This window comes from Streptomyces sp. Ag109_O5-1 (assembly GCF_003814875.1).
Classification (GTDB): Bacteria; Actinomycetota; Actinomycetes; order Streptomycetales; family Streptomycetaceae; genus Streptomyces; species Streptomyces sasae.
On sequence record NZ_RKQF01000001.1, the window covers coordinates 8324308 to 8342337 of the forward strand.

An 18030-nucleotide genomic window follows, 5' to 3' on the forward strand; every position below is an offset into this window, starting at 1 on the left:
CCTTCGGCCGGGGGTACCCCCAGCGCCCCTTCGGGGGCGCTGGCCCTGACCGGTGTTTGTCAGTGGCGGTGCATTCGGTTGGCGATCGCGTGGCCGATGAACAGGTAGACCACCGCTGCCAGGCCGTAACCGGCCACCACTCGGGCCCACGCCTTGTGGAAGGTGAACAGGTCGTGTGACCAGCCGGCCAGCCAGTCGGCCGCCTCGTGGACGAACTGGACCAGGGTGTTCGCCCGGTTCGCGTCCAGCAGGTACATCACGATCCAGAGGCCCAGGATCAGGGCCATGACGTCGGCGATGGCCGCGACGACCATCCCAGCCTGATTCGCACCCTTGCCAGATTCGGGGGACATACCCTCCGGGTTGCCGCGGAACGGTCCTTGAAACCTGAACGGCGTTCCTCCCGAGTGGCGAGGTGCCGCCATTTGGGTGAGGCTGCCGGAGGAAGCAACCGCTCGGGGAGGAATCGAGACACACGGGAGGATCCCGTGCCCGTACCGATACGGCGCCTCGTCGTCGCGCTTACCCTCTGCTGCGCCCTGGTCGCCGGTGTCACCGCCTGCGGCGGCAGCACACAGAGCAAGTCCATCGACACCGGCATAGTGGCGGCCCCCGTGGCCGACACACCCAGTCCGACCACGCCCGCGGAGAGACAGAAGCTCGCCAAGGCACGGTTCGTCGCCAACGCGGGTCTCGCCGCCGGCGCGACCTACCAGTGGATCGTGAAGCCCTGGAAGGCGGGCAAGTTCAAGAAGGGTGCCCACGGCCGCACCTTCACCCTGATCAAGGCCGCCGCGGCCGGTGGCTTCGCCTACAACCGGCTCAAGGCCGCCAAGCGGAACGCCGAGGGCGATCCGCTGCTGTCCAAGGCCATCGCACCGCTCTCCGCCGGTATCGACTCGCTGAAGAGCCTGCCGGCCAAGCTCCGTTCGGGCGACGGGAACGCGGCCGGTGCCTTCGACGACGTCATCAACAAGGTCAAGGACGCGGGCCAGAGCGCGGGCGCCCCGGTGCACAACCAGGTGCCGTCGGCCCACCAGCTCAGCGGAGGCTGAGCCCACGAGCCCACGAGCCCACGAGCTCACCGGCTCACGAGTTCAGCTCGGCGAGCACCCGTAGCGTGTGAGGGTCCGGTGCCAGGGCCAGCAGGTCCGTCACCGGACCCTTGCGCCACAACTCCAGCCGCTCGGCGATGCGTTCGCGCGGACCGACCAGCGAGATCTCGTCGGCGAACGCGTCCGGCACCGCCAGCACCGCCTCCTCACGGCGCCCGGACAGGAACAGCTCCTGGATCCGCCGCGCCTCCTCCTCGTACCCCATGCGCGCCATGAGGTCGGCGTGGAAGTTTCGGGCCGCGTGCCCCATCCCGCCGATGTAGAAGCCGAGCATGGCCTTCACGGGCAGCAGCCCGGCGGCGATGTCGTCACAGACCCTGACCTGGGCCAAGGGGGCGACCAGGAACCCCTCCGGCAGACCGGCCATCGCGGGGCCGTACACCTCGGGCCGGCTGGGCGCCCAGTACAGCGGCAGCCAGCCGTCGGCAATCCGGACCGTCTGGGCCACGTTCTTCGGCCCCTCGGCACCGAGCAGGACCGGCAGATCGGCGCGGAGAGGATGGGTGATCGGCTTCAACGGCTTGCCGAGACCGGTGGCGTCCGGCCCTCGGTACGGGTGCGAGTGGAACCGGCCGTCCACCGCCACCGGCCCCTCCCGGCGCAGCACCTGCCGTACGACGTCCACGTACTCCCGGGTCGCGGTCAGCGGCGACTTCGGGAACGGGCGTCCGTACCAGCCCTCGACGACCTGCGGCCCGGACAGGCCGAGCCCCAGCATCACCCGGCCGCCCGACAGATGGTCCAGGGTCAGCGCGTGCATCGCGGTGGTGGTCGGCGAGCGGGCGGCCATCTGGGCAACGGCCGTGCCCAGCTTGATGGTCGACGTCCGGGCGGCGATCCAGGTGAGCGGGGTGAAGACGTCCGAGCCCCAGGACTCCGCCGTCCACACCGAGTGATACCCGAGCCGCTCGGCCTCCTGCGCGAGCGGAACGTGGTCCGGGGAGGGGCCGCGCCCCCAGTAGCCGAGTGCCAACCCGAGCCGCATGAGGACCTCCTGACGAAGGGTCAGATCTCCGAAGGTCACTGGACTGTACGACAACGGCCCCTCGCCCGAAAGGGCAAGGGGCCGTAGGTGCGGGCCGGTTCAGCCGCGCTGGATTCCGGAGGTGTCCTGCAGCACGCCACGGCGGCCGTCCTGTGTCTGCGCGACCAGGGCGGCACCGCGCTGCTCCACCGCCAAGTACCAGGTGCCGGGCGCGAGTTCGGCGATCGGCGCGGTCGAGCCGTCCTCCGCGAACAGCGGACGCGACACCGGGACGGCGAACCAGAACGGCGAGAAGTCCGCGGCCGGCGGCTGCTGTGCCGCGGCCGGGGGCTGCGGCTGACCCGGCTGGCTCTGCTGGCCGAAGGGCTGGCCGGGCTGCGGCTGCGCGCCGTACGGCTGCTGCGGGGCACCGGCGCCGGGGTAGCCGTAGCCGCCGGGAGGCTGGGCGCCGTAGGGCTGCGGGGCCTGCGGCTTGGGGGCCGGGACCAGTGCCGCCTGGAGAGCCGGGACCAGGGGGGTGGCGATGGCGGCCGCGGCCAGGACCAGGGCCGCGAGCAGACCGAGGAACAGGCCGGCGCCGGCGTCCACGCCCTCGGGAACGTCCACCAGCGACCAGAACAGCGTCCAGGCGGAGAGGATCGCGAAGCCCGTGCCGACCATGCCGAGGTCCAGGCCGAGCACCTTGCGCTGCTGCGGCAGGGCGCGGTTGAGAACGATCAGCGCGCCACCGATGACGGCCCCCATGTACGTGCCCAGGCCTGTCCCGAGGTCGTCCCAGGCGTTCCGGCTGAAGGTGAGACCGGAGCTGGAGTAGGAGTAGGCAGCGAGGAACGACGCGATGAACAGCAATACCGCTGCTCCGATCACCACGCCGTCGCCTCTAGTGAGGGAGCGGATATTCACTTCAGGTCCTTCGTAGGTCGTCTCGTCGGCAGAGGAGGCGTCGAACGTGGCCTCTCATCGTGGAAAGGACACTATCGTCCGGCCGATCGGAGTGTCCGCCCGGTCCTGCCCGCCGTTGGCCACCCAGTGCAGGAAACTCACGATTCCGTTACCCAAGCCTCAGCGACCGTACGCCCGTCGGCCGGGACCGAGAGGTGCCCGATCCCGGGGACGGCCGTCGAACGGGGCGTCCGCTAGTTGCTGAGGAAGTCCGCGAGGCCGTCCGAGATGCCCTGGGCCGCCTTCTGCCGCCAGGCCCCGCTGGTCAGCAGTGCCGCGTCCTTGCTGTCGCGCATGTTGCCGCACTCGATGAACACCTTGGGAACCGTGGACAGATTGAGTCCGCCGAGGTCCTTGCGTACGTCAAGTCCCGTGCCGTTGCCCACGTAGTTGGACGGTGCGCTGCCCGTGACCTTCGCGAAGTCCTTCTCGACGCGCTCCCCGAGGGTCCGCGAGGGTCCGACGATGGGGCGGGTGTCGGCGGCGCCGGAGTGCACGGTCGCGGGCAGGATGACATGGAAGCCGCGGTCGCCCTCGGGCGCTCCGTCGGCGTGGATGGAGATGGCGGCGTCGGCGTGCGCGTCGTTCCCGATCGCCGCGCGCTTGTCCACGCACGGCCCCCAGGCCGGCCGGTCCCCGTCATGGGTCATCTTCACCGTCGCGCCCTGCTTCTCCAGCAGCGCCCGCAGCCGGTGCGCGACATCGAGCGTGAACCGGGCCTCGCTGTAACCGGCGTTGGTCGACGTCCCCGTCGTATCGCACTCCTTCCAGTTCGTCCCGATGTTCACCTTCTGGTTGATCTCGGACGCGTGCTGGAAGTTGCCGGGGTTGTGCCCCGGGTCGATGAGGATCACCTTGCCCGCGAGGGAGCCGGAGGGTGTCGGAACGGGCGCCTTGGCGTCATCGTCGGGCGACGCGGGCGCCGACTTGGGCGTGGCCGCGCTCGCCTGCCCGGCATCGTCGCCGCCGGGCCTGCCCACGCCCTCGTACACCACCCATCCGAGCAGTGCACCGGGCACCAGCGCGGCAAGGCCGACGGCGAGCGGCGCCCGCCGGAACCGGCGCTGCTGCGGGGGATCGAATTCCGGGCCTGTGTACGACACGTCTGCCACCCTAACCGTCGTCCAGGGTGTCCATACGGTCGATGACGGCCCTTCGGGTGACCCGTGTCACCCGCCCCGGGGCCCCGTCAGCATCCGCCTTCGTCGTAGTAGGCGTAGTAACCGGCGTTGTAACCGCGGAGGTAGTCACTGTTACGGCTCGAAGGGGTATAACCTTCGCAATTCTGGCCGTCGTACTTACCGTCGCTGTAACCGCGCCGGTAGTCGGCACGTGACTGAGGGGCGAGGTTGTGTGCGGCCTGTGCCGTGAGCGCCGGCGAGCCGGCCGGGGTGGCTACGGCCTGCGGTCCCACGCCTGGCACGAGTGCCAGGCTCCCCGCGGCGATCGGGCCTGCAAGCAGTACGAGGATTCGCTTCGCGCGCATGGTGATTCCCATTCCGGAAACGAGGATGAGTATCTGGTGCCTCGACCCGGCCGGGGGAGAGTTCTCGCGACAGCCGGCCCGGTGGACGCTCGGTGTGAGCCGTCTGGGCGACCAGGTGGCGGTGGGCTCCGCCTCAGGCGCCGACTGTGCGAATTGCCGACCACTTCCGGCTGTGGCGCCCGCATTTCGACGGTATCGACTCATATCCGTCATGTCCACTCGCGCGAAGGGGCGTGCCGGCGCCCTCAGATCCCCGTCCCCGTTCGCCGCAGGACGCGCAGCGAGTCCTGGGCCGAGACCTCCGTGAACGCGCCCGACTCCAGGGCGCGGAGGTAGACGCGGTAAGGGGCCTGGCCGGTGAACTCGTCCTTCGGGTCGGGAAAGACGTCGTGGATCAACAGCAGCCCGCCCGGGGCCACATGGGGGGCCCAGCCCTCGTAGTCGGCGGTGGCGTGCTCGTCGGTGTGCCCGCCGTCGATGAAGACGAACCCGAGCGGGGAGTTCCAGAAGGCGGCGACCTGCGGGGAGCGGCCGACGATCGCGACGACATGGTCTTCGAGGCCGGCGCGGTGCAGGGTCCGCCGGAAGGCCGGCAGCGTGTCCATCAGCCCGATCTCCGGGTCGACCGTCTCCGGGTCGTGGTAGTCCCAGCCGGGCTGCTGCTCCTCGCTGCCCCGGTGGTGGTCGAGGGTGAGCGCGGTGACTCCGGCCGCGCGGGCGGCGTCGGCGAGGAGCACGGTGGAGCGTCCGCAGTACGTTCCGACCTCAAGGAGGGGGAGCCCCAGGGCTCCGGCCTCGACAGCGGCCGCGTACAGCGCCAGCCCTTCGTCCACAGGCATGAACCCCTTGGCCGCCTCGAACGCGGCCAGGATCTCGGGCTTGGGGGCTGCCGCGGTCATAGGGGGTCCTTCCGGTCGTACGACGGTCTCGGCGCCCCATGCTGTCGTACCCCCTGTCGATGATTCGACAGGGGGTACGTGGGGCGCCCCGTAGGGGGCGCGGGGAACTGCGCGACCAGCCACAGAGCACCCGCACCCGCCAACCGGCAGGTCACGGCACGCCACTAGGCGCTGACAGTCTCCCCAGGCAGTGAAAGATCCAGGTCAACAGCCCGCTCATCCCCCGCATGCGTCGCGGAAGAAGCCAGCGGCCCATGCCCGACCGCCATCGCGGCCAGCACATACGCCCCCTCCGCCGGCACGGCGAGCGCATACGTCCCGTCGTCACCGGAGAGCGTCGCGCCCGCCTGCCGCCCCCGCCGGTCGATCAGCGTGACCTTGGCCCGGGCCACCGGGACCCCCTGCGCCGACAGGACGCGGCCACGGAAGCCCCGCAGCACCTCCTCCGCGGTGACGAGCGCGGCGTCTTCCTCGCTGCTCGCCCGCAGCTGCGTGTGCTGGGCGGCCTCGGCAGCCGGCAGGCTCCGCTTCGGCAGGAACAGGGCGAGGACCAGCCCCACCGCCACCGCGCCCGTGGCGATCAGGAAGGACACCCGGAAGCCGTGCATGGTCGGGATCTCGACGCCGCCGACGTTGTTCGCGGTGTTCGCCAGCACCATGCCGATGACGGCGCTGGACACGGACGTACCGATGGACCGCATCAGCGTGTTGAGGCCGTTGGCCGCGCCCGTCTCCGACGCCGGGACCGCGCCGACGATGAGCGCCGGCAGGGAGGAGTACGCGAGGCCGATGCCCGCGCCGAGGACGACCGCGATGACCAGGCTCTGCCAGGGCGCGCTCATCAGGCCGAGGCCCGCGCCGTAGCCGATCGCGATGATCAGCAGGCCGAGGATGAGGGTGGTCTTGGGGCCGTACTTGGCGGACAGGCGGGCGTAGACCGGGGCGGTGAACATCATCGTCAGGCCCAGCGGGGCGACCAGCAGACCCGCGGCGACCATCGACTGGCCGAGGCCGTAGCCCGTGGCCTTCGGGAGCTGGAGCAGCTGCGGAAGGACCAGCGAGACGACGTAGAAGCTGACGCCGACCATGATCGACGCGAGGTTGGTGAACAGCACCGCCGGGCGGGCCGTGGTGCGCAGGTCGACCAGCGGGGCCGAGTGGCGCAGTTCGAAGACGCCCCACAGGAGGAGGACGGCGACGGAGGCGGCGAACAGGCCGAGCGTGGTGCCGGACGACCAGCCCCAGTCACTGCCCTTGGTGATGGGCAGGAGCAGCAGCACCAGGCCGGTGGACAGGCCCAGCGCGCCGACCACGTCGAAGGAGCCCTCCGCGCGCATCGGGGACTCCGGTACGACCAGGAGGGTCAGGGCTATGGAGAGCACGCCGAGGCCGGCGGCGCCGTAGAACAGGGCGTGCCAGTTCATGTGCTGCGCGACCAGGGCCGCCGCGGGCAGTGCGAGGCCGCCGCCGACGCCGATCGAGGAGCTCATCAGGGCCATTGCCGAGCCGAGCTTCTCGCGCGGCAGCATGTCGCGCATCAGGCCGATGCCCAGCGGGATCGCGCCCATGGCGAAGCCCTGGAGGGTACGGCCGACGATCATCGTGAGCAGCTGGCTGGTGAGCGCGCTGACCAGGGCGCCGACCACCATCACGGCGAGGCTGAGGATCAGCATCCGCCGCTTGCCGTAGAGGTCACCGAGGCGGCCCATGATCGGAGTGGCCACGGCACCGGACAGGAGCGTCGAGGTCAGGACCCAGGTGGCGTTGCTGGGCGCGGTGCCCAGCAGCTGCGGCAGGTCCTTGATGACCGGGACGAGCAGGGTCTGCATCACCGCGACCACGATGCCCGCGAAGGCGAGGACCGGGACCAGGGCCCCGCTCGCGCCCCGGGTGGGCTGGTCGGTCGTCGTGTGCGTCATTGAGTGAGGCCTCCGGGCCGAGAGAGTGACGGGCAAGAAGTCGTGGATAAGTGGTGGGTAAACCTCGTATGCACAGGCAACTATTCCGTTGCTTCGAGCTGCTAACGAATCCTTGACCATCCCATGGGTTTCTGATCCGTCGTCAAGGTCTGGCCAGTTTGTGGAACGTGTTCTAATCTCCCGCGTCATGGCTGCTGTGAAGGCGTATGTCGCCGGGGTCGGGATGACCAAGTTCGAGAAGCCCGAGACCCGGGACTGGCAGTACTGGGACATGGTTCGGGAGGCGGGCGGCTCCGCTCTCGCCGACGCCGGGATCTCGTACGGCGATGTGGAACAGATTCCTGTCGGCTACTGTTTCCAGCCCTCCACCGCCGGTCAGCGTGCCGCCTATGAACTGGGTCTCACCGGCGTCCCCGTCTACAACGTCAACAACAACTGCGCCACCGGCGCGACCGCGCTGATGCTGGCCCGGCAGCTCGTCGAGGGCGGCGCGGCCGACTGCGTACTGGCGCTCGGCTTCGAGAAGATGAAGAAGGGCGCGCTCGGGAGCGGGGCCGACGGGGGCGACTTCGCCACCTCACCCGTCGCCCGGCACTACGGCATCATGGCCGCCCGGCACGGCTTCGAGATGACCCCGCCCACCGCCCAGATCTTCGGCGACGCGGCCCGCGAGCACATGGAGCGGTACGGCACCACGGAGGCGCAGCTCGCCGCGGTGGCCGCCAAGAACCACCGGCATTCGGCGGACAACCCCTACGCCCAGTTCCAGGACGTCTACGACGTCGCCGACGTCCTCGCCGCCCGCACCGTCCACCGCCCGCTCACCAAGCTCCAGTGCTCGCCCACCTCCGACGGCGCGGCGGCCGCCGTGGTCGTCTCGGAACGCTTCGCAAAGCGGCGCGGACTCACCGGACTTGTCGAGATCGTCGCGCAGGCGATGACCACCGACACCGAGGAGTCCTTCGCGTCGGGCTCGTGCATCGACGTCGTCGGGCAGCCGATGTCCCGGGCGGCGGCCCGGCAGGTGTACGACCGCTCCGGCCTCGGCATCGAGGACGTCGACGTCGTCGAACTGCACGACTGCTTCTCGGTCAACGAGCTGCTGACGTACGAGGCGCTCGGCATGTGCGCCGTCGGCGAGTCGGGCAAGCTCGTCGAGTCCGGCGCGACCACGTACGGCGGGCGCTGGGTGGTGAACCCCTCCGGAGGGCTCATCTCCAAGGGGCATCCGCTCGGCGCGACCGGGCTCGCGCAGACCGCCGAGCTGGTGTGGCAGCTGCGCGGCGCGGCAGGGGACCGGCAGGTCGCGGGCGCGCGGGTGGGACTGGCGCACAACATCGGGCTGGGCGGGGCGGCGGTGGTGACGCTGCTGCGCGGGGCGGCGTAGGCCGTACACGTCGACGATCGCGGCGGCCCGGACCGGCGGTGCCGGCGACGCGGCCGCCCTGACGGAGGGGTACGCGGCGGCCTTCCGCACCAGCACCGGGCTGCTGCTGGCCGGGGCGGTGCTGATGCTGCTGTGGCTGCCGCGCCCGAACGCCTCCACGAGGTAGCCCGGAAGTTCCGGCGGGGCCGGCCGAGGGCACTGGCGAGGCAGGCCGGAAGTTCTGGCGAGGTCGGCCGGAAAGTTCTGGCGGGGCAGGCAACGGTCCGGGCGGGTCGCGGACTCCTCTTTACATCTAGGAGGTGCCCATGGGGGAACGGGACAACGCTCGGAACGAGGAGTTCCAGAGCTTCATGATCGGCCGCTGGCCGCGGCTGATGCGTACGGCATTTCTCCTCACGGGGGAGCAGCACGCTGCCGAGGACCTCGTCCAGACGACGCTCGAACAGGTCTTCGTGGCCTGGCGGAAGGTCGGCTCGGCCGACGATCCGGAGGCGTATGTACGGCGCGTGATGATCAACGCGCATGCCCGTCGGCACAGAAGGAAACTCAAGGAGTTCCTCGCGCCCAGGGACGACTCGGGCCTGGTGCGGGAGGTGCCGGACACGGGGGACCGGATCGCCCAGGCCGACGACCGCAGCGCCCTGCTCAAGGCGCTCGCCCAACTGCCGCCGCGGCAGCGGGAGGCGGTGGTGCTGCGCTACTGGGAGGACCTGACGGAGACACAGGCGGCGGAGGCGATGGGCTGCTCGGTCGGCACGGTCAAGAGCAACGCGGCCAAGGGGATCGCGAAACTCCGTGCCATACCGGGGCTGGCCGACATGGTGGCGCAGGGAGGGCGTAACTGATGAGCGTGGACCGGGAGAAGCAGTACATGACACAGACGGAGACGGACATCGCCTTCCTCCTCGCGGACGCCACGGACGAGGTCGAGATCGGTATAGCCCCCGTGCAGGCGGTGATGCGCGGCGGCCGGCGGCGCCGGGCCCGGCGGTGGGCGATGGCGGCGGCCACGGCGATGGTGGTGCTGGGCGGATCGGCGGGGGCGACACTGGCGTTCGCGGGGCTTCCGGGGGAGCACCGGGCACAGGAGGTGGCGAAGCCGGCGCCTCCCGAGGCGCGGCATGTGTACGAGCCGCAGCGGACCGAGGTGTCGCGGGGGACCTACCAGGGCAAGGAGTGGCATGTCAGCGTCCAGGTGTGGGGAGCACCACGCGACGAGAACGAGGCGGACCGGCAGTTCGACGCCATGGCCGAACTGGGAGTGATGCCGGCGGAGGTCCGCAAGCCCGCCGATCTGATCGGCAAGATGTCGTTCTTCGCGACCCGGGGCTGGGGTGAGGAGCACGCCCAGCAGGTCATGTTCAACACCGTCCGCAAGCCGGAGTCCTACGCCGGCACGGACCTGGAGGCCATCGCCACCCGGTTCTCGTCCGACCCCGCGAGCTCGGGCCGGCTGGTGATCGGCATCGTCGCCAGGACCGCCCAGGAGGTCACCTGCCACTGGAAGGACGGCCGGACCAGCGTGGCCCACCCCGCCGACGGCTTCTCGGCGCACGACGACGGCAACGCGATCCGCACGGTCGACGGCTTCCCCACGGCGAACTGGTTCGTCTGCGTGGCCCCGCAGGGCACGGTCTACCAGTCGGCGGAGGTGACGAAGTAACGCGCCGCCACCTGTCGGCCGGCCCGCCGGGAGGTCACAGCCACCCCTGCCGGCGGGCCTCCCGCACCGCCTCCGCGCGGTTGCGGGTGCCGGTCTTGCCGATCGCGGCGGAGAGATAGTTGCGGACCGTCGACTCCGACAGGTGCAGCCTCGCCGCGATGTCGGAGACGGTCGCGCCGTCCACCGACGCCTTGAGGACGTCGCACTCACGGGCGGTGAGCGGGTTCGGCCCGGCGCTGAGCGCGGCCGCGGCGAGCGCCGGGTCGACCACGGTCTCCCCGGTGAGCACCCGCCGGATCGCCTGGGCCAGCTCCTCCACCGGCCCGTCCTTGACGAGGAAACCGGCCGCACCGGCGTCCATGGCCCGGCGCAGATAGCCGGGCCGGCCGAAGGTGGTGAGGATCAGCACCCGGCAGTCCGGTGCCTGCTCGCGCAGCTCCGCCGCCGCGTCCAGGCCGCTGATGCCCGGGAGTTCGATGTCGAGGAGTGCCACGTCCGGCCGGTGCGTGAGCGCCGCGTCCACGATCTCGTCACCCGCCCCGACCTGGGCGACGACCTGGATGTCCGGCTCCATCCCGAGCAGTAAGGCGAGTGCTCCGCGCATCATCCCCTGGTCCTCGGCGAGCAGTACCCGGATGGACTTGGCGGGCCGGTGGGACCGGGGCATCTCGTTCGCAGGCTCGTACACAGCCCAAGCCTAGCCTCGGGCCCGGCAATTAAAGAGTAGTCATTGTTCCGGTCCGCAGGTCTTGACGGAGCTTGACCGTGCTCAAACAATCGCCTCTGCAATTCCCCGAATGGTCGGCATTTCGACAGCTGAATAGGTTCGGTATTTCGATCGAACGACGTTCGGTATACCGGCCAAGAACCCGCACCGCCCTACGAGGAACCGAAGAAGAGGTGCACCGTGTTCTCAGTGTCCCTACGAGCCGCACGCTCCTGTCCGCCACGGCTGAAGAGGGCCGTGCTGTCCGTGCTCGCGGCGTTCGCGACCATCGCCGCGCTCGTCGTCGGGGCGGGCGCCCCGCAGGCATCCGCCGCGAGCTCGCTGCCCTGTGACGTCTACGCCGCCGCCGGTACCCCGTGCGTCGCCGCACACAGCATGGTCCGGGCGCTGTACTCGTCCTACAGCGGCTCCCTCTACCAGGTGCAGCGCGCCTCGGACGGCACCACGGCCAACATCGGCCTGCTGTCCACCGGCGGCTACGCCAACGCCGCCGCCCAGAACTCCTTCTGCGCCGGTACCACCTGCATCATCACCAAGATCTACGACCAGTCGTCCAAGCACAACGACCTCACCGTCGAGGGTGCCGGCGGCGCCGGCTCGGCCGATGTCGGGTCCCCGGCGGACGCACTGCCGGTGACCGTCGGCGGGCACCAGGTCTACGGCCTGGAGATCTCGGCCGGCATGGGCTACCGCAACGACGCCACCTCGGGAGTCGCCACCAACGGCGCCGCCGAGGGGATGTACATGGTCACCTCCGGCACCCATGTGAACGGCAGCTGCTGCTTCGACTACGGCAACGCCGAGACCAACAACAAGGACACCGGCAACGGCCACATGGACGCCATCAACTTCGGCACCGAGTGCTGGTTCTCGCCCTGCTACGGCTCGGGACCCTGGGTGCAGGCGGACCTGGAGAACGGGCTCTTCGAGTCCAACCTCGGCTACAGCACGAACTCGTCCAACACGGGCACGGGCGCTCTGCCGTTCGTCACCGCTTTGCTGAAGAACAATGGGCAGGACCATTTCGCACTGAAATGGGGAAATGCTCAATCGGGCAGCCTCACCACCACGTATTCCGGCGGCGAGCCCAGCACCAGCAGCGGTTACTCGCCGATGCACCAGGAGGGCGCGATCGTCCTCGGCACCGGCGGTGACAACAGCAACGGCTCCATCGGCTCGTTCTTCGAGGGCGTGATGACCTCCGGCATCCCGACCGACGCCGCCGACGACTCCGTCCAGTCCAACATCGTCTCCGTCGGCTACGGCGGCGCGACCGGTTCCACCGGCAGCCTCAGCTCCGCCTCGGAGATCTCCCTCCAGGCCACGACGTCCTGCTGCACCGCGGACTACGTCCGCCACCAGAACAACGCCGGCGTCCTGTCCGCCATCACCTCCAGCAGCTCGACCCTCGACAAGAACGACGCCACCTGGATCGTCCGCCCCGGCCTCGCCGACAGTTCCTGCGTCTCCTTCGAGTCCCGGAACTACCCCGGCGACTACCTGCGCCACTACAACTACAAGATCTACCGGCAACCCATGGACGGCACCACCACGTATCGACAGGACGCCACCTTCTGCCCGACGACCGGCAAGAGCGGCACGGGCACGTCCTTCGCCTCGTACAACTACCCGACGAAATACCTGCGCCACTACAACTACAACCTCTACATAGCGAGCGACGGCGGCTCCAACGCCTGGGACACCGCCACGTCGTGGACCGACGACGTGAGCTGGGCCGTCACCTCTCCCTGGGCTCCGTAGCAGCCGCCGAGGTCAGCAACTCCATCGCCTCGGCGGGGAGTTCCGCGGTGACCGTGAAGCCGCCGCGCGGCGACGGGCCGGCCCTGAGGGAGCCGCCCGCCGCCGCGAGGCGCTCGGTCAGCCCCTTCAGACCGGTGCCGCCGACGCCCTCCCGGCGGGGGCCTTCGTCAGCGGTGCCGGTGCCGGTGCCGTTGTCGGCGACGGTGAGACGGACCCGTTCCGCGTTGCCGTCGACGGTGATCTCGCAGCGGGTCGCGCCGGAGTGCCGTACGACGTTGGTGACCGCCTCCCGCACCACCCAGCCCAGCAGCGCCTCGGTCTGCGGGGCGAGCGGGGCGCCCGAGCGGCCGACCACCGGCTCCACCCCGGCCGCGTCCAGCACCGAGCGGGCCCGGTCCAGTTCGGTGCCGAGGCTGCCCTCGCGGTAGCCGGTGACGGCCTCACGGATCTCGGTGAGCGCCTGCCGGCCCACCGACTCGATGTCGGTGATCTGGGCGAGCGCCGCGTCCATGTCCCGCGGTGCCAGCCGCCGGGCCGCCTCCGACTTCACCACGATCACGGACATGGTGTGGCCCAGCAGGTCGTGCAGATCGCGGGAGAAGCGCAGCCGTTCCTTCTCCACGGCCTGGTGCGCCAGCTGCTCGCGGGCGGCGCGCAGTTCTCGTACGGCCTCGGAGAGACTGAGGATCGCCGCCGTCACCATCGTCGAGATCCAGGTGGCGTACCCGATGTTCAGGCCGTTCCAGCCGTCGTGGCCGGCGGTGACCGCACCGGCCAGCGTGGCGACGGCCGCGCCGGCCCATCGCAGGTGCTCGCCCCGCAGCGCCGCGCCCGTCGCCAGACCCAGCAAGGGGAAGAACAGCTCCCAGCTGCCGCCGTAACCGCCGGCGAGGCCGCAGGTGATCACGGCCATCAGTGCCAGTGCCACCCGCGTCGAGACCGCCTGCCGCTTCTCCTTCACGAACGCGCGGGTCGACACGTAGATGTAGAGGGAGTTGAAGGCGAGCAGCCCCAGGCCGCCGACCCATGGATTCGGGGTCTTGCCCTGGAACAGATTGGAGAACGCGCCCAGCCCCATCAGCAGCCAGGGCACCAGGGAGAAGGCGGTCGGCGGCGGACCAGGCTGCTCGGGCACCTTCGCGCCGGTCCGGCGCGCCTCCTTCTCCGAGGCCCGGAAGGCCCGCATGTCCGCCTTCCACCGCTCCTGTGCCGCCTGCCACTCGCGCAGCCGACTGCGCACTCCTCGCATCCAGTACATCTCTCGCTCCCCCGGTCAGCCGGCCCGTCCGGACCGGCGGTACGACAGCACAGCGTACGAACCGAACACCAGCAGCCAGAAGGCCAGCATCGCGACCGCCCCGGGCGCGGGGGCGCGGCCCTCCGCCACCGAGGTGCCGAGCTGGGCGAAGCGGTAGGTGGGCGTGTACGCCGACACCGAGCGCAGCCAGGCGGGGAACAGGGCGATCGGGAACCACAGTCCGCCGAGTACCGCGAGGCCCAGGTTGCAGGCCATGTTCGCCACGCCCGTGGTCTGCCCGGTCAGCCGGTAGCCGTTGCCGAGCCCCAGCAGGGTGAACGGCACCGAGCCCAGCCACAGCAGCACCGCGATCGCCGCCCACTGCCAGGCGGCCAGCCGTACCCCGTTGAGCAGACCGCCCGCCGCGAGCACCGCCACGATCGCCGGGAGCACCGTCACCGAACCGGTCAGGGCCCGGCCGACGACGACCTGGCGCGGGGTCATCGGCGTCACCCTGAGCTGCCGCAGCCACCCGATCGCCCGGTCCTCGGCGACCCCGCCCCCGGTGTTCAGTGCGGAGCCGACCGCCCCGTACCCGGCCATCCCGACCATCGCCCCGGTCTTCCAGCTCCCGTCGGCCGCACCGAGGTTGGTGAACAGCAGATACATCAGCACGGGCATCGCGATCCCGCCGATGACGAATCCGGCGTCCCGCAGGGTGCGGCGCACCTCAAGGCGCAGGTAGTCCAGCATCACAGTGCCTCCGTCGCAGGTGAGGTGAGCGGCTCCGGCTCGGACGCCGTCAGTGCCAGGAACGCGTCGTCCAGTGACGCCGGGGCCACCTCCAGGCCCCGTACCGCGCCGAGCGCGGCGAGCGCGAGCACCGTGGCGTCCGGGTCGTCGGTGCGCAGGCGGGCCCGGTCGCCGCGGATCTCCAGCGAGCGCACCCCCGGCAGCCGCTCCAGGCCGTCCGTCGCGCGCCCGGCGAGGTCGACGGCGACCAGACCGCCGCCGACCGACCGCTTGAGCTGCTCGCCGGTACCGTCCGCGACGATCCGGCCGCGGTCCACGACGAGGATGCGGTCGGCGTACCGGTCCGCCTCCTCCAGGTGGTGCGTGGAGAACAGCACTGTGTGGCCGCGGCGGGCGAACCCCCGCATCGACGCCCAGAACGCGTGCCGCGCCTCCACGTCCAGCGCGGCCGTCGGCTCGTCCAGCACCAGCAGCGCGGGGTTCCCGGCGAGGGCGACGGCGAACCGGACCCGCTGGGTCTGGCCGCCGGACAGCCGGTCCACGCGCCGCTCCGCCAGCTCGGCGATCCCGGCCAGCGCCAGGGCCCGCGCCACCGGCAGCGGTTCCGGGTAACGCCCGGCGACGAAGGCGACCAGCTCGCGCACCCTGACCCGGGGAACGGCCCGCGCCTCCTGGAGCATCGCGCCGACCCGGCCCGCCCGCACCGACCGCTCCGGCGGTCCCCCGAAGAGCCGCACCGTCCCCGCGTCGGGCTCGATGAGGCCGAGCAGCAGTGAGATCGCCGTCGACTTGCCCGCGCCGTTGCGGCCGAGGAGGGCGACCGTCTCACCGGGCTCGACGGTCAGGTCGACGCCGTCCACGGCACGTACGGCACCGAAGGTCTTGACCGCGCCCGCGAAGGACACGGCGGCACAATGCGTCTGCGTCATGGCCACCAAGCTACGAATCCGGCCCGCCCGTCCGGCAGATGCGCATGTACCGACTCCGGCAGGACAAATGTCCCGGGTCGCGCGCACCCCGAGGCGAACTGACACACCGTCAGGAGCCTTCACAAGTCCGGAGCGCTGGGCTATACAAGGTGCGCTGGACTGGAACGCGTTCTAGACCCGCACGCCCCGTGGACGACCTCGGTGCGGCCGACGGTGCGGACGGTCGTGCCGAGGTCTTGAGACACCTCAGGAGCCGTATGCCCATCGACGCAGCCAAGGCCCTCGCCGCCGAACCCCGGTCCGGAGAGATCCGCTGGGAGCGCCGGGACGTCCAGCTCTACCACCTCGGCATCGGCGCGGGCCGCCCCGCCACCGACCCCGACGAACTGCGCTACACCCTGGAGACCCGGCTGCACGTCCTGCCCAGCTTCGCCACCGTCGCGGGCGCCGGCTCGCCCGGGGTGATCAGCGGACTGTCCATGCCCGGCATCGACGTCGACCTCGCCAAGGTGCTGCACGGCGGGCAGCGGCTGGAGATCCACCGCCCCATCCCGGTCGCGGGCACCGCGACCGCCACCGGCCGGATCGCCGCCGTGTACGACAAGGGCAAGGCGGCCGTCCTCGTGATGCGCACCGACGTCGCGGACGCCGACGGCCCGCTGTGGACCAACGACGCGCAGATCTTCGTACGGGGGGAGGGCGGCTGGGGCGGCGACCGCGGCCCCTCGACCCGGCCGGAGCCGCCCGAAGGCGAGCCCGACCGGACCGTGGAGCGCGCGGTCCGCGAGGACCAGGCGCTGCTCTACCGCCTCTCCGGCGACTACAACCCGCTGCACGCCGACCCCGAGTTCGCCAAGCTCGCCGGCTTCGACCGGCCCATCCTGCACGGGCTCTGCACCTACGGCATGACCCTCAAGGCGGTCGTGGACACCCTGCTCGACGGGGACGTGTCGCGGGTGCGGTCGTACGAGACGCGGTTCGCCGGGGTGGTGTACCCGGGGGAGACGCTGCGGATCCGTATGTGGCGCGCCGCGGAGTCGACACGGGTGGCCGTCAGCGCCGTCGAGCGGGACGACGCGCCCGTCCTCGCCGACACGATCGTCGAACACTCTTGATCCAGTGAGCAGTTGAGGGGAGCCGCACCATGCGCGCAGCCGTACTGCACGAGATCGGCCAGGACAAGCTCGAAGTCCTCGACGACGTCGAGGCGGTGGGATTCGGGCCCGGCAGGGTGCGCATACGGGTGCGCGCCACCGGGCTGTGCCACTCCGACCTGTCGGCGATGAGCGGGGTGCTGCCGCAGCCGGGGCCGTTCGTGCCGGGCCACGAGGGCGCGGGCGAGGTCCTGGAGGTGGGGGAGGGCGTCACCCGCGTGAAGCCCGGCGACCGGGTGGTGGTCTGCTGGCTGCCGGCCTGCGGCGCGTGTCCCGCCTGCAAGCGCGGCCAGACCGAACTGTGCCTGGCCGGGTTCATGAACGCTGGCACCCCCAACTTCAGGCGTCCCACCGGTGATGTCTTCGGCTTCGCGGGCACCGGCACCTTCGCGGAGGAGGTCGTGGTCGACGCCGGGTGTGCGGTGCCGATCCCCGACGACGTGCCCTTCGACATCGCCGCGCTGATCGGCTGCGGGGTGACCACCGGGCTCGGCGCGGCCCTCAACACGGCCGATGTGGAGGCCGGTTCGTCGGTCGCCGTGATCGGGTGCGGGGGCGTCGGGATCTCCGCGATCCAGGGGGCGCGGCTCAAGGGCGCCGCCGAGATCGTCGCCGTCGACCCGGTCGCCTCCCGGCGCGAGTCGGCGCTCAGGTTCGGCGCCACGAAGGCCGTCTCACCGGACGAACTGCCCGGCGCCAAGCAGGAGGTCACCGCGGGCGAGGGCTTCGACTACGTCTTCGAGGTCGTCGGCAGGTCCGCTACCGCCCGCACGGCCTACGAGAACACCCGGCGCGGCGGCACCCTGGTGGTCGTCGGCGCGGGCGCCATGGACGACTTCCTCCAACTGAACATGTTCGAGCTGTTCTTCGACGAGAAGCGGATCCTGCCGTCGATGTACGGCGGCGGCGACGTGGTGAGCTCCTACGAGCGGACGATCGCCCTGTGGCGGGCCGGCCGCGTCGACCTGGAGAGCCTGATCACCCACCGGGTGCCGCTGGCGGAGATCAACGAGGCACTGGACCAGATGCGCACCGGCACCGCGCTGCGCACCTGCATAGAGATCTGAGGGCCG

General features: G+C 70.9%; 18 protein-coding genes. 7 read left to right on the top strand and 11 right to left on the bottom strand.

What is annotated here, in order from left to right:
- Positions 1 to 59: 59 nt before the first annotated feature.
- Positions 60 to 353 carry a hypothetical protein gene (locus tag EDD90_RS37900; protein WP_123977558.1) on the bottom strand — a complete coding sequence of 98 codons (294 nt, stop codon included), beginning with the start codon at positions 351 to 353 and terminating at the stop codon, positions 60 to 62.
- 135 nt (positions 354 to 488) lie between these two features.
- On the opposite strand from EDD90_RS37900, the gene EDD90_RS37905 reads away from it, so the two are divergent.
- Positions 489 to 1055 (top strand): hypothetical protein, encoded by a 567-nt coding sequence (locus tag EDD90_RS37905; RefSeq protein WP_123977560.1) that lies wholly within the window; start codon positions 489 to 491, stop codon positions 1053 to 1055.
- A gap of 34 nt (positions 1056 to 1089) precedes the next feature.
- Here EDD90_RS37905 and EDD90_RS37910 read toward each other — a convergent pair whose 3' ends face one another.
- The 6 genes from EDD90_RS37910 to EDD90_RS37935 all read right to left on the bottom strand — a co-directional run bounded on the left by EDD90_RS37910 (position 1090) and on the right by EDD90_RS37935 (position 7346).
- Positions 1090 to 2100 carry an LLM class F420-dependent oxidoreductase gene (locus EDD90_RS37910; protein ID WP_123977562.1) on the bottom strand — a complete coding sequence of 337 codons (1011 nt, stop codon included), beginning with the start codon at positions 2098 to 2100 and terminating at the stop codon, positions 1090 to 1092.
- A gap of 99 nt (positions 2101 to 2199) precedes the next feature.
- Entirely contained in the window at positions 2200 to 3003 is an 804-nt protein-coding gene (locus EDD90_RS37915) for a DUF5336 domain-containing protein (RefSeq protein ID WP_185149375.1), read from the bottom strand.
- Positions 3004 to 3236: 233 nt separating this feature from the next.
- On the bottom strand, positions 3237 to 4145 hold the full coding sequence (locus EDD90_RS37920; protein WP_123977563.1) for an N-acetylmuramoyl-L-alanine amidase: 909 nt from the start codon (positions 4143 to 4145) through the stop codon (positions 3237 to 3239).
- Positions 4146 to 4231: 86 nt separating this feature from the next.
- Positions 4232 to 4540 (bottom strand): hypothetical protein, encoded by a 309-nt coding sequence (locus tag EDD90_RS37925; RefSeq protein WP_123977565.1) that lies wholly within the window; start codon positions 4538 to 4540, stop codon positions 4232 to 4234.
- 233 nt (positions 4541 to 4773) lie between these two features.
- Positions 4774 to 5427 carry a class I SAM-dependent methyltransferase gene (locus tag EDD90_RS37930; RefSeq protein WP_123977567.1) on the bottom strand — a complete coding sequence of 218 codons (654 nt, stop codon included), beginning with the start codon at positions 5425 to 5427 and terminating at the stop codon, positions 4774 to 4776.
- 164 nt (positions 5428 to 5591) lie between these two features.
- On the bottom strand, positions 5592 to 7346 hold the full coding sequence (locus tag EDD90_RS37935) for an MFS transporter (protein WP_123977569.1): 1755 nt from the start codon (positions 7344 to 7346) through the stop codon (positions 5592 to 5594).
- Positions 7347 to 7533: 187 nt separating this feature from the next.
- On the opposite strand from EDD90_RS37935, the gene EDD90_RS37940 reads away from it, so the two are divergent.
- From EDD90_RS37940 to EDD90_RS37955, 3 genes are all read left to right on the top strand, one after another.
- Complete coding sequence (locus EDD90_RS37940; RefSeq protein WP_185149376.1) at positions 7534 to 8733, top strand: lipid-transfer protein; 1200 nt, start codon at positions 7534 to 7536, stop codon at positions 8731 to 8733.
- Between the two features lie 305 nt (positions 8734 to 9038).
- Positions 9039 to 9578: a SigE family RNA polymerase sigma factor gene (locus tag EDD90_RS37950; RefSeq protein WP_123977571.1), complete on the top strand. Its 540-nt coding sequence runs from the start codon at positions 9039 to 9041 to the stop codon at positions 9576 to 9578.
- Entirely contained in the window at positions 9578 to 10396 is an 819-nt protein-coding gene (locus tag EDD90_RS37955) for a hypothetical protein (protein WP_185149377.1), read from the top strand. The genes EDD90_RS37950 and EDD90_RS37955 overlap by 1 nt, the downstream gene beginning before the upstream one ends.
- 34 nt (positions 10397 to 10430) lie before the next feature.
- Here EDD90_RS37955 and EDD90_RS37960 read toward each other — a convergent pair whose 3' ends face one another.
- The gene (locus EDD90_RS37960) at positions 10431 to 11063 is read right to left on the bottom strand and encodes a response regulator transcription factor (protein ID WP_123982070.1); all 633 of its coding nucleotides are present in this window, start codon (positions 11061 to 11063) and stop codon (positions 10431 to 10433) included.
- A 249-nt stretch (positions 11064 to 11312) separates the two neighbouring features.
- Between EDD90_RS37960 and EDD90_RS37965 the strand changes: the two genes are divergently transcribed.
- Entirely contained in the window at positions 11313 to 12884 is a 1572-nt protein-coding gene (locus EDD90_RS37965) for an alpha-L-arabinofuranosidase B (RefSeq protein WP_123977575.1), read from the top strand.
- Here the strand turns inward: EDD90_RS37965 and EDD90_RS37970 are convergent.
- From EDD90_RS37970 to EDD90_RS37980, 3 genes are read right to left on the bottom strand one after another with little or no spacing between them, the layout of a single operon-like run.
- Entirely contained in the window at positions 12862 to 14142 is a 1281-nt protein-coding gene (locus EDD90_RS37970; protein WP_123977577.1) for a sensor histidine kinase, read from the bottom strand. The genes EDD90_RS37965 and EDD90_RS37970 overlap by 23 nt on opposite strands.
- A 15-nt stretch (positions 14143 to 14157) precedes the next feature.
- Complete coding sequence (locus tag EDD90_RS37975; RefSeq protein WP_123977579.1) at positions 14158 to 14874, bottom strand: ABC transporter permease; 717 nt, start codon at positions 14872 to 14874, stop codon at positions 14158 to 14160.
- On the bottom strand, positions 14874 to 15803 hold the full coding sequence (locus tag EDD90_RS37980) for an ABC transporter ATP-binding protein (protein WP_123977581.1): 930 nt from the start codon (positions 15801 to 15803) through the stop codon (positions 14874 to 14876). Before EDD90_RS37980 ends, EDD90_RS37975 begins: the two co-directional genes overlap by 1 nt.
- A gap of 257 nt (positions 15804 to 16060) precedes the next feature.
- Here EDD90_RS37980 and EDD90_RS37985 point away from each other — a divergent pair, with 257 nt between their 5' ends.
- Positions 16061 to 16918 (top strand): MaoC/PaaZ C-terminal domain-containing protein, encoded by an 858-nt coding sequence (locus tag EDD90_RS37985; RefSeq protein WP_123977583.1) that lies wholly within the window; start codon positions 16061 to 16063, stop codon positions 16916 to 16918.
- 29 nt (positions 16919 to 16947) lie between these two features.
- Positions 16948 to 18024: a Zn-dependent alcohol dehydrogenase gene (locus tag EDD90_RS37990; protein WP_123977585.1), complete on the top strand. Its 1077-nt coding sequence runs from the start codon at positions 16948 to 16950 to the stop codon at positions 18022 to 18024.
- Positions 18025 to 18030 lie beyond the last annotated feature (6 nt).

What these genes read in the sequence shown, in the direction of transcription:
- EDD90_RS37900 (WP_123977558.1), bottom strand. Translation starts at nt 353, where the DNA reads ATGTCCCCCGAATCTGGCAAGGGTGCGAATCAGGCTGGGATGGTCGTC.
- EDD90_RS37910 (WP_123977562.1), bottom strand. Translation starts at nt 2,100, where the DNA reads ATGCGGCTCGGGTTGGCACTCGGCTACTGGGGGCGCGGCCCCTCCCCG.
- EDD90_RS37925 (WP_123977565.1), bottom strand. Translation starts at nt 4,540, where the DNA reads ATGGGAATCACCATGCGCGCGAAGCGAATCCTCGTACTGCTTGCAGGC.
- EDD90_RS37930 (WP_123977567.1), bottom strand. Translation starts at nt 5,427, where the DNA reads ATGACCGCGGCAGCCCCCAAGCCCGAGATCCTGGCCGCGTTCGAGGCG.
- EDD90_RS37935 (WP_123977569.1), bottom strand. Translation starts at nt 7,346, where the DNA reads ATGACGCACACGACGACCGACCAGCCCACCCGGGGCGCGAGCGGGGCC.
- EDD90_RS37940 (WP_185149376.1), top strand. Translation starts at nt 7,534, where the DNA reads ATGGCTGCTGTGAAGGCGTATGTCGCCGGGGTCGGGATGACCAAGTTC.
- EDD90_RS37950 (WP_123977571.1), top strand. Translation starts at nt 9,039, where the DNA reads ATGGGGGAACGGGACAACGCTCGGAACGAGGAGTTCCAGAGCTTCATG.
- EDD90_RS37955 (WP_185149377.1), top strand. Translation starts at nt 9,578, where the DNA reads ATGAGCGTGGACCGGGAGAAGCAGTACATGACACAGACGGAGACGGAC.
- EDD90_RS37960 (WP_123982070.1), bottom strand. Translation starts at nt 11,063, where the DNA reads ATGCCCCGGTCCCACCGGCCCGCCAAGTCCATCCGGGTACTGCTCGCC.
- EDD90_RS37970 (WP_123977577.1), bottom strand. Translation starts at nt 14,142, where the DNA reads ATGTACTGGATGCGAGGAGTGCGCAGTCGGCTGCGCGAGTGGCAGGCG.
- EDD90_RS37975 (WP_123977579.1), bottom strand. Translation starts at nt 14,874, where the DNA reads ATGCTGGACTACCTGCGCCTTGAGGTGCGCCGCACCCTGCGGGACGCC.
- EDD90_RS37980 (WP_123977581.1), bottom strand. Translation starts at nt 15,803, where the DNA reads ATGACGCAGACGCATTGTGCCGCCGTGTCCTTCGCGGGCGCGGTCAAG.
- EDD90_RS37985 (WP_123977583.1), top strand. Translation starts at nt 16,061, where the DNA reads ATGCCCATCGACGCAGCCAAGGCCCTCGCCGCCGAACCCCGGTCCGGA.
- EDD90_RS37990 (WP_123977585.1), top strand. Translation starts at nt 16,948, where the DNA reads ATGCGCGCAGCCGTACTGCACGAGATCGGCCAGGACAAGCTCGAAGTC.